The 10,951-nt window shown below is 56.7% G+C and carries 11 protein-coding genes, 1 other RNA gene and 1 pseudogene; 7 read left to right on the top strand and 6 right to left on the bottom strand.

The genetic code is table 11. The features are described from left to right. The 4 genes from ACFDSS_RS10970 to ssrA all read right to left on the bottom strand — a co-directional run. A partial coding sequence (locus tag ACFDSS_RS10970; protein ID WP_375255784.1) for a class II fumarate hydratase occupies window positions 1-1,219 on the bottom strand: 1,219 nt, incomplete at its 3' end. Between the two features lie 87 nt (window positions 1,220-1,306). Beyond that, the gene (locus ACFDSS_RS10965; RefSeq protein ID WP_375255785.1) at window positions 1,307-1,759 is read right to left on the bottom strand and encodes an SspB family protein; all 453 of its coding nucleotides are present in this window, start codon (window positions 1,757-1,759) and stop codon (window positions 1,307-1,309) included. Window positions 1,760-1,994: 235 nt separating this feature from the next. Further along, complete coding sequence (locus ACFDSS_RS10960; protein ID WP_375255783.1) at window positions 1,995-2,651, bottom strand: DUF1194 domain-containing protein; 657 nt, start codon at window positions 2,649-2,651, stop codon at window positions 1,995-1,997. A gap of 59 nt (window positions 2,652-2,710) precedes the next feature. Next, window positions 2,711-3,059: a transfer-messenger RNA gene (ssrA, locus tag ACFDSS_RS10955) on the bottom strand. A gap of 170 nt (window positions 3,060-3,229) precedes the next feature. Here ssrA and ACFDSS_RS10950 point away from each other — a divergent pair. Together ACFDSS_RS10950 and ACFDSS_RS10945 are read left to right on the top strand one after the other, a co-directional pair. Next, window positions 3,230-3,498 (top strand): annotated as a pseudogene (locus ACFDSS_RS10950) (hypothetical protein). Window positions 3,499-3,585: 87 nt separating this feature from the next. Beyond that, the gene (locus ACFDSS_RS10945) at window positions 3,586-4,206 is read left to right on the top strand and encodes an SOS response-associated peptidase (protein ID WP_375255782.1); all 621 of its coding nucleotides are present in this window, start codon (window positions 3,586-3,588) and stop codon (window positions 4,204-4,206) included. On the opposite strand, the gene ACFDSS_RS10940 is transcribed toward ACFDSS_RS10945, so the two are convergent. Together ACFDSS_RS10940 and hemN are read right to left on the bottom strand one after the other, a co-directional pair. Further along, a complete protein-coding gene (locus ACFDSS_RS10940) occupies window positions 4,203-4,547 on the bottom strand; it encodes a DUF4345 family protein (protein ID WP_375255781.1) in 345 nt (114 codons plus the stop codon). The genes ACFDSS_RS10945 and ACFDSS_RS10940 overlap by 4 nt on opposite strands. A gap of 52 nt (window positions 4,548-4,599) precedes the next feature. Next, complete coding sequence (hemN, locus tag ACFDSS_RS10935) at window positions 4,600-5,949, bottom strand: oxygen-independent coproporphyrinogen III oxidase (RefSeq protein WP_375255780.1); 1,350 nt, start codon at window positions 5,947-5,949, stop codon at window positions 4,600-4,602. 157 nt (window positions 5,950-6,106) lie between these two features. Here hemN and bamA point away from each other — a divergent pair, with 157 nt between their 5' ends. The 5 genes from bamA to lpxI all read left to right on the top strand — a co-directional run. Then, window positions 6,107-8,413 (top strand): outer membrane protein assembly factor BamA, encoded by a 2,307-nt coding sequence (gene bamA, locus ACFDSS_RS10930; protein ID WP_375255779.1) that lies wholly within the window; start codon window positions 6,107-6,109, stop codon window positions 8,411-8,413. Further along, window positions 8,413-8,931: an OmpH family outer membrane protein gene (locus ACFDSS_RS10925; RefSeq protein ID WP_375255778.1), complete on the top strand. Its 519-nt coding sequence runs from the start codon at window positions 8,413-8,415 to the stop codon at window positions 8,929-8,931. The genes bamA and ACFDSS_RS10925 overlap by 1 nt, the downstream gene beginning before the upstream one ends. Window positions 8,932-8,990: 59 nt before the next feature. Then, window positions 8,991-9,452, top strand: coding sequence for a 3-hydroxyacyl-ACP dehydratase FabZ (gene fabZ / locus ACFDSS_RS10920; protein ID WP_375255777.1), 462 nt, complete (start codon window positions 8,991-8,993; stop codon window positions 9,450-9,452). Further along, window positions 9,452-10,234 carry an acyl-ACP--UDP-N-acetylglucosamine O-acyltransferase gene (gene lpxA / locus ACFDSS_RS10915; RefSeq protein WP_375255776.1) on the top strand — a complete coding sequence of 261 codons (783 nt, stop codon included), beginning with the start codon at window positions 9,452-9,454 and terminating at the stop codon, window positions 10,232-10,234. The genes fabZ and lpxA overlap by 1 nt, the downstream gene beginning before the upstream one ends. A 4-nt stretch (window positions 10,235-10,238) precedes the next feature. Beyond that, window positions 10,239-10,951: UDP-2,3-diacylglucosamine diphosphatase LpxI domain-containing protein (gene lpxI / locus ACFDSS_RS10910; protein ID WP_375255775.1), on the top strand; the 713-nt coding region annotated here is incomplete at its 3' end.

Genomic DNA, 10,951 nt, shown 5'->3' with positions numbered 1-10,951 from the left:
TCAGAGATTCCCGCATTAGTTTTTCGATCCGGGTTCGATCGGCCTTCACGCCGACCACACAGTTATCGGTGAAGGTGACAGAGGCATCGCCCAAAAGTTGCATGGATTGCAACACGTTATAGGCCATCATTGGTTTCATGACGTTCAGCTCGAAATGCCCCTGAGAACCTGCAAACCCAACGGCGGCGTCATTGCCCATGACATGCGCGCAGACCTGCGTCATCGCCTCTACCTGCGTCGGGTTCACTTTGCCGGGCATAATCGATGATCCCGGTTCGTTTTCGGGCAACATCAATTCGCCCAGACCACAGCGCGGGCCGGAACCCAGCATGCGGATGTCCGCCGCAATCTTGTAAAGGCTCGCCGCTGTCGTCTTGAGCGCGCCGGACATTTCGACCAAAGCGTCATGGGCCGCCAGAGCTTCGAATTTATTGGGCGCGGTGATGAAGGGCAGGCCGGTGATTTCTGCCATATGCGCCGCCACGGTCTCGCCCCAGCCATTGGGTGTGTTCAAGCCAGTGCCAACAGCCGTACCGCCCTGTGCCAATTCATAGATTGCAGGCAACGCGGCCTTGATCCGACGAATCGCCATGGCGACCTGATGCGTGTAGCCGGAGAATTCCTGACCCAGTGTCAAAGGCGTCGCATCCATCGTGTGCGTCCGGCCGATCTTGATGATATCGTCAAATTCGCGCTGCTTTTGCGCAAGTGCGGCGTGAAGCTTGGCAAGACCGGGCAGCAACACGTCATGCGCCGTCATTGCGACCGCAATATGCATCGCTGTCGGGAATGTGTCATTGGAGGACTGGCCCATGTTGCAATGGTCATTCGGGTGGACAGGGTCCTTTGAGCCAACCACACCGCCCAGCATTTCAATCGCACGATTTGAGATGACCTCATTGGCGTTCATGTTGGACTGAGTGCCGGAACCCGTCTGCCAAACGACCAGCGGGAAGTGATCGTCCAACTTGCCTGCAACGACTTCAGCGGCGGCGGCGATGATCGCATCCGCGCGCGCGTCATCAAGCTTGCCGCGCTCTTTGTTGGCTATTGCACAGGCTTGCTTTATCACACCGAGCCCACGCACTATGGCGATTGGCTGCTTTTCCCAACCGATCGGGAAATTCATGATGGAGCGCTGCGTCTGCGCCCCCCAATAACGGTCCGCCTGAACCTCCAACGGGCCAAAGCTATCGGTTTCGGTGCGTGTCTCGGTCATGGTCTGGCCCTCTGTCAAATTTCAGTCAAATCTATAGGCAGCACAGGGCCGATCCGCAACAGAGCTTTGTGCTTTGAAGTCGTGGTTTTACTTGCGAAACTGGTCGAGACTGACAACTTCGGCCTCATGAGGCCCGTCGTCTTTTTCATCGTCCGGTTCGACCATTTCATCCATCGGCGCCTCTTCGATTTCAACGATGGGTGCATCGTCGTCTTCGTCCTGCGTCTCAAAGCGCAGGCCAAATTCGACTGAAGGATCGACGAATGTCTTGATCGCATCATAAGGCACATAGAGCGTCTCAGGATTGTCACCAAAGTTCAGCGTGATCGTGAAGCCGTCATTGGTGACCTCTAGATCGGCATACCAATGCTGGATGACGACCGTCATTTCACCGGGGTAACGATCAGAGAGCCAATCGGCGATTTCCACATCCGGATGCATCGTATCAAAAGTGATGAAGAAGTGATGCTCGCCCGGCAGCCCGTCTTTTCTCACATCCGTCAGCACCTCTTGGATCAAGCTGCGCATGGCGCGATGCATGAGATTTCCATAGTCGATTGTGCTGTTTTTGGACAAAGCGGTCTCCTTGGCTTGGTTCTTACCATAGGGGATTCGCCCGTGGTGAAAAGGGGGGGTGAGCGCCGGCATAGCGCAAAACTTGGGCGCAAAATAATTGCCTGACGACAGGGCGCACGCATTTGTGTCCAAAGACCACGACACCTGCAATGATATCCGTAACAATGATCGTTGGCTGCCGGTATTTGAAATTGCGCGGTTATCCCAAAACGCGGCTGATCTCGCGCAGGATTTTGGCGCGGATCGTTTGCGGATATTCTCGGTGGGTGCGGGCGGTCATGACAAAGCCATCGCGCGTGATGACAGAGCCGCGAAAGAAGTTCGTGATCGCAAGCCCCATCGATTCAATCGCAATCGCGTTGATCGTCACGCCGTTTTGTTCGGCCACGCTGCGGGCCCTGCGCACATCGGCGCCAGCATTTGGGGTGCCGTCGCCGGAAATATCAATCACACGGCGCGCGCATTGCGGCACATCGTCAAACATCCCAAGCGAAAAATAGATCGCCTCTGCCGGGGCTGTATCCGACAGCACGAAGGCGCGCTCAAGCAGGCGGGCCCGGCGGGACAGTGCCGCCACATCCAATCCGGTGCGGACGGTGGTCCAGGGAATTGAAATCTCTTGTTTGTCGGCCCCCGACCACTGCACCACAGCAATTGTGGTGTTTCCAGCAACCATCGTGTCACGCACCGCTGGGTCTTGCAGGGCATCGGCCAGCCCATCGATTTGCAGCCTGTATTCGGTCAGATCGACAGAGTTCGATACATCGATGGTCAAAATGAGCGCGGTATCGCAGGCCAGTGCCAGCGCAGGGGCGACTGACAGCAAACCGGAAAGGGCGAGAGCTGCGAATTTCATGGCTGAAAGCCTGCGCAAGCTGGCATCACATGGCAACCCATAAAGCTGTTATCTGTGAAAGTGCAGGTTTCTGTTGCCAGGTACCTGCGAACCCCGCCCTAGGTCGCAAAACCTAAGGAGTTAAGTTTCGATATTAGGCGCAAGCTTACGCTGCGACTGCCATCGGTGCATTGTTGTCATTTGCAACTATACAATTTGTACCGATAACGGTGGTAACTCACCGAGACAAAGCTGACCCCTTTAGACGTTCGTCGATCCTATTTCGTCCCCTCGCTGGCCAAATGAGCCGTGATGGTGGAGACGCCGGGTACCGCCCCCGGGTCCGATCCGCTTATTACGAGCGCGTTTATGTCCATAGTCCCGAAGGACAACCTCTAGATAGGCTTTGGTTTGGTTGCGCGCAAGAGCCGTAAGTTGGGACGTTGTGGATGGATGGTCTGGCGACAACCAACTACTGTTTCAATTGGTCCTTGACGCATGCCTACAAAGAACGCTCGTTGATAGTACCATATTGCCAGTTGGGCTGATATGTTCATTTAGGATTATCGCAAGTCAAAAATCGCGGAAAACAAACGAATATGATTGCCTATGTCACCGTTGGTGCTGATGACATCCCTCGCGCGAAGCGGTTTTACGCCGCCTTTCTGCCAGCCCTTGGCTACGGCCTGAAAGAGGGCCCAGAAGGGCTCAGCTATGCGCTTCCCGCAGAACCGGGTCAGTTTGCCGTGTTCCCGGATTTCGCGCCTCGTATGGAGCGCATTTCTATGTTGGCTACCTGCGTGACCCGCAGGGCAACAAGATCGCGCTGTTTTCAAATAATCCGAACGAACCTGAACGAGACCGATAGCCCCGGTCCTGGTCGCGAGTTACCAGACAGTGCATTGATCGCACCGCCGCCCCATGCCAGTTTCACCCCATGTGCAATCTCTATTCCATGACCACCAGCCAAGCCGCGATTTGTGATCTGGTGAAGATCTGGCGTGATGATACCGGGAACTTGCCGGCACTCCCTGCCATTTACCCCGATTACCCCGCGCCCGTCGTCACGCAAGAGGACGGCGGTCGTGCTTTGCGGATGATGCGCTGGGGGATGCCGTCGCCTGCTTTCGTGCTGAAAGGCAAGAAGACCGACAAGGGTGTCACTAACGTCCGCAATACCAAGTCTCCTCATTGGCGGCGCTGGCTGGGCCCCGCCAATCGCTGTGTGGTCCTATTCACCAGTTTTTCCGAATTTGGCCGCGTTGATGGCGGCAAGCCCAAGCCCGTCTGGTTTGGACCAACAGGCACCCAACGCACCTTGTTTTTTGCAGGCATTTGGACCGAATGGACCTCCGTGCGCACGCTCAAGGAAGGGGAGACGACGAATGACCTCTTTGCGTTCCTGACGGTGGAGCCGAACAATGTCGTCGCGGCAATTCATCCCAAGGCCATGCCGGTGATCTTACGCAGTCAAGAGGCCGTCAACCATTGGCTGACCGCGCCGACGGAGGAGGCGCTCAAACTGCAACGTCCATTTCCCGACGACGGAATTGAAGTTATTGAACAGCCGATCTAGAGGTTCAAAAGGATCGCCGGGATGCCCACGCCTGCCTCGACAATGAAATAGACCCATTTCTTTTGTGTCGCACCGTCCAGTACAAGCGACGTCAGCCGTCCCATCGCGGCACCGCTCCAGCAAAAGCCCAGCATCACATAGGCCGTGGGTGTGGCTAGCAGCAACGCGCCAAGACCCATCCCCACAAACAGCGCCCCGGCAGAGGCACGCACTTCCGACATGCCCATGGTCGTATCCCCGGCCCGCAGATCGAGCGCGCCCATCGTGTAGCGGGGTGCCAGCCAGCCGAATAGCCCCAAGCCGATGCTCAGAATGGCGAAAATGATGTTGACGATATCCATGGTGCAGGCCCTTTCTTGCATGACCTACAACATGTCTCGGATTGGCGATCCTTCAAGAGGCTTGTGAATACTGCGCTGCGATATCGCTGAACCCGTCATATCGCTGTGCAATGATCCGCGTCAAAGGCCGCCCTTGCGGAGTGATCGTGATTTTCGATCCATTGCGGGTTACCATGCCGGCGAAATCTTCCACGATGGCATCATGAATCGTTGTGATGCTTGCAGCGTTCGGGTGGCTGGCCAACGCATCGATATCAATTTCAAAATTACACATCAGCATGTTGATTGCCGCCGCGCGCAGCCGGTCTTCCGGCGTCATTGCGTAGCCGCGATGCCCTGATAAACCACCCGCATCGATGCGTTCGATATATGCAGCCGTCGCAGAGGCGTTTTGCACATAACCTTGCGCAAATTGCGAAATAGATGAGGCGCCAATGCCAATAAGTGTCGGGCAACTGTCGTCTGTGTAGCCTTGGAAGTTGCGCCGCAAATGGCCTGACTTTGCCGCAATGCTCAGACTGTCACCGGGTTTGGCGAAGTGATCGATCCCGATAGCTTGATAGCCACTGCCACGAAACGCCTGCGCCGCTTGTTGCGCCAGATGATAGCGGTCTTCTTCACCCGGCAATGCTGCATCGGGGATCAATTTCTGACGCTTTGAGAACGTCGGCACATGCGCATACCCGAAAAGCGCAATCCGGTCGGGGTCCAACTGGCGCACCTTCGCAATGGTATTTGCCAGCTTTGCTGGTGTTTGAAACGGCAAGCCATACACAAGATCAGCATTGAGCGAGCTGATCCCCGCGCGCCGCAGGCTTTCGAGGCAGGATTTGGTCGCGGCAAAGCTTTGCGTGCGCCCGATGGCTTCCTGCACATCCTTGGCAAAATCCTGAATGCCGATGCTGGCGCGGGTCATGCCAACTTCTGCCAGGGCATCGATTTTGGCGTCGTCAACAAGGGTCGGATCAATCTCTACCGAAAAGCGGAAGTTATCGGCAGGTGCAAACACTTCTTTGACCGCCTGCGCCAAAGTCCGGATCATATCGGGCGGCAGGATCGTCGGGGTGCCGCCACCCCAATGCATTTGACCCATCTGCATGCCTACGGGCAGCGTCGCCTTGAGATGATTGAGCTCCTGCAACAGGACTGTCAGGTAGTGTGCGACTGGTTTCAGCGTAGTTGTGCCTTGCGTCCGGCAGGCACAAAACCAGCACAGTCGCTCACAAAACGGAATGTGGATGTAGACAGAGACAGGCGTCGCTGGGTCCAATGATTGCAGGCAATCAGCCTGAAACACCGCTCCGGTGCTCTGGTCGAACGCAGTGGCGGGGGGGTAGCTTGTATAGCGCGGCACCCGGGCGTCAAAAAGCCCCAGGAGGCGGAGTTGTGTCAACTGTTCCATGGGCATGGTTTGACAGGTTGCCGGAGGTGATTTGTTGCGCCAGATCAAGTCTTGCGAAAAAACGTTCCGACGGCGCCAACGGGCCGATCGCGTTTTGACAATGCATGGAATTGGCGATAGGTCGAAATAGAGTGGGATTTAGGTACAGGCATACAAAATGAAGACTGGTATCGGGCGTATTATGGTGCGGCGCTTTGCAGGAATGAAACGTCTTGGTTATGCGCTCGGGCTGCTCTTGTTGACGGCTACGACGGTGACCGCACAAAGCTTTGCTTTCAACAGTTTCACGATTGAGGGCAACCAGCGCGTCGAAGACGGAACAATTCTGACATTTGGCGAATTGAACGCGGGAGAAACGCTTTCGATATCTGATCTGAACGCTGCCATTCAGAAAATCCGCGATACCGGCCTGTTTGAATCCGTCGATGCCTTTCCGCAAGGTGGCCAATTGCTGCTGCGTGTGGTCGAGAACCCGACAATCAACCGCATCAATATCGAAGGCAATAACCGCCTTGATGATGCCCGTCTGCTCAGCTTGGTGCAGTCGCAGCCGCGGCGTGTTTTCACGCCCACGCAAGTCGAGGCTGATGTCGATGCGATCATCGGCGTTTATGCGCGCGAGGGGCGGATCAATGCCTCAGTGATGCCACGAATTATCCGGTTGCCGGAAAACCGGGTGGATCTGGTGTTTGAAGTGACTGAATCGGGTGTCACGGAAGTTGAGCGGATTTCCTTCGTCGGGAACCGGACCTTTTCAGAAGGTCGCTTGCGCCGGGTTCTTGAAACCAAGCAAGCGGGCTTGTTCCGTATTCTGGTGGGGCGCGATACATTTTCGCCTGAACGTAGCGTGCAAGACCGTCAGGCCTTATACGATTTCTATCAATCCCGAGGATTCGTCGATTTCACCATCCAAAATGTCGATGCGGCGCTCACCCGTGAACGCGATGCCTTCCTGATTACGTATAACCTGCGTGAAGGACAACGATTTGGGTTTGGCGCGATTGACATCGTCAGCGAAATTCCCGGCGTTTCCGCTGATGATTTCAGCGATGCAATCCGGGTGCGGACCGGGGCGACTTATTCCCCTGTACCGGTGGACACTGACATCACCCGGCTTGAGCGGCGGGCAACGGATTTGGGTATCAATTTCGTGCGTGTTGAGCCACGGATCACCCGTAATGCGCGTGCATTGACGCTTGATTTGACATATGCGCTCGTTCCTGGCCCGCGCGTGATCGTTGAACGGATCGACATCGAGGGAAACGGCACCACACTTGACCGCGTGATCCGCGACCAATTTACCTTCGTTGAGGGCGATCCGCTCAACCCGCGCGCGGTAGAAGAGAGCGCGCGCCGGATCCGGGCCTTGGGCTTTTTCCAGACCGTCTCGGTTGAGCCGCGCGCAGGAAGCACACGCAGTGAGGCCATTGTTGACGTTGATGTCGTTGAAGCGCCGACGGGCACGTTGTCTTTTGGCGCCAATTATAACTCCGACACCGGTGGTGCGCTGATTGCATCTTACCGGCAGAGCAACTTTCAGGGCCGCGGGCAGCGTTTGGATCTTGACCTGTCAACGGCACAAACAAACCAGACATTTAGCTTCGGTTTCACAGAGCCACGCCTTCTTGGGCGCGATTTGCGCGGGTCGGTGAATTTGCGCATTCGGACCACGGACAATGAAAACGCGCTTTATGACACAGAAACCCTGCGGTTTAGCCCGGCTTTGACATTTCCGATCAGCGAAGCGGGTCGATTGGGTGTTTTTTATGGTTTAGCCTATGCCGACCTGTTTGATGTCTCGGGTTCCGCAAGCCCGATCATCCAGGAAGAGGAGGACGTTGGCGGAAAGTGGACGAACTCCATTGGTTATACCTATAGTTTCGACAATCGGCGGACAGGGTTGAACCCGAATGCGGGCGTTGTCCTGCGTTTTGCGCAGGAGTTTGGGTTTGGCGACACGCAATTTGTCAAGACGACCGCGCTTTTGGGTGCGGAAACAAAGATGCTGAACGAGGAAGTTACCTTGCGCGCGACATTTGAAGGCGGGCTGCTTGAGTATTCTCAAGGGCGCAGCCGCGTTACCGATCGCTTCTTTATGGGCAGCAGCGTGATGCGCGGATTTGAGCCCGGAGGGATAGGCCCGCGTGACAGCATCACAGAGGATGCTTTGGGTGGCAACGCGTTCTCTGTTGTGCGGCTGGAGACCGAGTTCCCGCTCGGATTGCCAAGCGAATATGGCATCTCGGGTGGTGCATTTGTTGACTATGGCGGGTTGTGGGATGTCGGTGTCGACAATGCCTCCGACGTTGATTCAAACGACTTCATCGGTCGCAGCGTGGCCGGTGTGTCGATCTTCTGGAATACACCATTGGGGCCTCTGCGCTTCAACTGGTCCGAGCCGATTGACACGCAGGACTTCGATCAGACCTCAAACTTTGACGTGACAATCTCGACGAGCTTTTGATGCATTGGCTGCGCGCCTTTCTGATTTGGGTGGTGCTGGCCGTGCCTGCGGCGGCGCAGCAGCAAAGCACGTCGGTGCTGATTATCGATCGTGAGCGGGTGTTCCTGGAAACCGCTTTCGGGCAGCGATTGACGCAAGAGCTGACAGAGATGGCGACGCAATTGCAGGCCGAGAATGACGCGATCGTCGCAACCTTGACGGAGGAAGAACGCAGCCTCACTCAACGCCGCCCTGAAATGACTCCTGAAGAATTCCGCGCCGAAGCGGCAGCTTTTGATATCAAGGTGCAGGAAGTGCGCCGGGTCCGCGATGCCAAGACAATTGATCTACAGATTGCCAACACCGATGCGCGGGCGCAGTTTGACACCGCCGTGCAAGGGATCATCGCCACCATCATGATAGAGCGCGGTGCGAGCCTTGTGCTGGATGAACGCACGGCGGTCCTGGCCGTCACAGCGATCAATGTCACTGATGCCGCGATTGCCCGCATTGACGCGGAATTGGGCGATGGCAGCTGACGCTTGCTGCAACAGCTTGCCCTTGTTACCAATACATGAATACCGCGCAGGAGCCGCCTATGACCGATCCCGTCAAGACCGCTGATATCCAGCTCATCCAAAAGATTTTGCCGCACCGCTATCCGTTTCTGCTGGTTGACAAGGTGCATAGTATCAACGGCACGACCTCGGCCGTTGGGATCAAGAATGTCACGATGAATGAGCCCCATTTTCAAGGCCATTTTCCCGGAAATCCGATCATGCCAGGGGTCACAATCGTGGAAGCCATGGCACAGACGACCGCGGTAATGGTGGGCGCGTCCCTAGGGCTGACCGAAGGGAATTTGCTGGTTTATTTCATGGCAATTGATGGCTGCAAATTCCGCCGGAAGGTCGTCCCCGGTGATGTGCTGGAGATGCATGTGGAAACGACCCGCGGTAAGCCCGGTGGCAAAGTCTGGCGTTTCAAAGGTATTGCAACAGTTGACGGCGAGATGGCCGCAGAAGCTGAATTCACCGCGATGATGGATTTGCAAGGTTAATGGCGCAGATCCATCCCTCTGCGGTGATTGCCGAGACTGCGCAGATTGGCGACAGCTGCGTAATCGGTCCATTCTGTCTGGTGGGCCCTGATGTGGTTTTGGGTGCCCGTGTGACCCTCAAAAGCCATGTCGTCGTTGATGGCGACACACACATCGGCGACGATACGGCCGTCTTTCCTTTTGCGGTGATAGGCGAGATCCCGCAGGATCTCAAATTCGGGGGTGAAAAATCGCGGCTGCGGATCGGTGCGCGTAATCGTATTCGAGAGCATGTGACCATGAACACAGGCACGACAAATGGCGGCGGTGAGACCCGGATTGGTGACGATGGTCTGTTCATGGCCGGATGTCATATCGCCCATGATGCCCAGATCGGCAACCGCGTGATTGTGGTGAATTCATCAGCCATCGCGGGCCACTGCATTCTGGAGGATGACGTAATCGTAGGGGGATTGTCCGGCGTGCATCAATTTGTGCGCATCGGCAAAGGCGCGATCATCGGCGCTGTCACGATGGTGACAAAAGATGTGGTGCCGCATGGTTTGGTGCAAGGCCCGCGCGGGGCATTGGATGGATTGAACCTTGTAGGGCTCAAACGCAAGGGCGTCAGCCGGGCCGATATCACCGCGCTCAGGGCTGCCTTTCAGATGCTCAAGGACGGGGATGGGACATTTCAGGATCGTGCGCTGCGTTTGGGCGAAGAAAGCGATAGCCCTTTCGTCCAAGACATGGTTGCATTCATCCTTGGGGATACGGATCGCAACTTCCTGACACCGGGGTAGGCGCATGTTGGCGCTGATTGCAGGCACAGGAGATTTACCTGCCGCATTGGTACAACGCCTGCCTTCGCGACCTTTGATTTGCGCATTGGCGGGGTTTCGCCCCACGATCACGCCGGACATCACCTTTCGGATCGAACAGTTTGGCAGCTTTCTGGTGGCGCTGCGCGCGCGCGGCGTGACAGAAATCTGCTTGGCGGGCGCCGTTTCGCGCCCCCAGATTGACCCAAGCTTGATCGACGCTGCGACAGAACCGCTCGTGCCGCGCATTGCCGCGGCCATTGCCCAAGGCGACGACGGGGCACTGCGCATCATCATGGCCCTGTTTGAAGAAGCCGGGCTGCATGTCAAAGCCGCCCATACAATCGCGCCCGACCTTTTGCCCGCCGCAGGTGTGGGCTCCCACATGCCTGTGACGTCTGCGCACAAACGCGACGCGGTGAATGCTGAAGCCATTCTTTCCCAGATGGGGCAGGACGACAGCGGGCAGGCATGTTTGCTGCGCAATGGTCAGGTTCTGGCCCGCGAAACCCGCGCGGGCACGGATGCGATGCTGCGCAGGTTTGCCCCTACCGGAGACAGTGCCTGGGATCCGGTTGATGGGCTGGGTACGGTTTTGGGCGGTGCTGCGGAATGGCTCAGCGGCCCGGCCGGTGCGCCCATCGATGCGCGCGGCGCGATTTTGTTCAAAGGCCCAAAGCCCGATCAGGACCGACGCGC

It is taken from the genome of Yoonia sp. (genome assembly GCF_042093035.1).
Classification (GTDB): Bacteria; Pseudomonadota; Alphaproteobacteria; order Rhodobacterales; family Rhodobacteraceae; genus Yoonia.
Note: the sequence above shows the minus strand (reverse complement) of the source record. Positions and strands in the feature narration are given on the sequence as shown.

What these genes read in the sequence shown, in the direction of transcription:
- ACFDSS_RS10945 (WP_375255782.1), top strand. Translation starts at nt 3,586, where the DNA reads ATGACCACCAGCCAAGCCGCGATTTGTGATCTGGTGAAGATCTGGCGT.
- ACFDSS_RS10965 (WP_375255785.1), bottom strand. Translation starts at nt 1,759, where the DNA reads ATGCATCGCGCCATGCGCAGCTTGATCCAAGAGGTGCTGACGGATGTG.
- bamA (WP_375255779.1), top strand. Translation starts at nt 6,107, where the DNA reads ATGAAGACTGGTATCGGGCGTATTATGGTGCGGCGCTTTGCAGGAATG.
- ACFDSS_RS10940 (WP_375255781.1), bottom strand. Translation starts at nt 4,547, where the DNA reads ATGGATATCGTCAACATCATTTTCGCCATTCTGAGCATCGGCTTGGGG.
- fabZ (WP_375255777.1), top strand. Translation starts at nt 8,991, where the DNA reads ATGACCGATCCCGTCAAGACCGCTGATATCCAGCTCATCCAAAAGATT.
- lpxA (WP_375255776.1), top strand. Translation starts at nt 9,452, where the DNA reads ATGGCGCAGATCCATCCCTCTGCGGTGATTGCCGAGACTGCGCAGATT.
- ACFDSS_RS10960 (WP_375255783.1), bottom strand. Translation starts at nt 2,651, where the DNA reads ATGAAATTCGCAGCTCTCGCCCTTTCCGGTTTGCTGTCAGTCGCCCCT.
- hemN (WP_375255780.1), bottom strand. Translation starts at nt 5,949, where the DNA reads ATGGAACAGTTGACACAACTCCGCCTCCTGGGGCTTTTTGACGCCCGG.
- ACFDSS_RS10925 (WP_375255778.1), top strand. Translation starts at nt 8,413, where the DNA reads ATGCATTGGCTGCGCGCCTTTCTGATTTGGGTGGTGCTGGCCGTGCCT.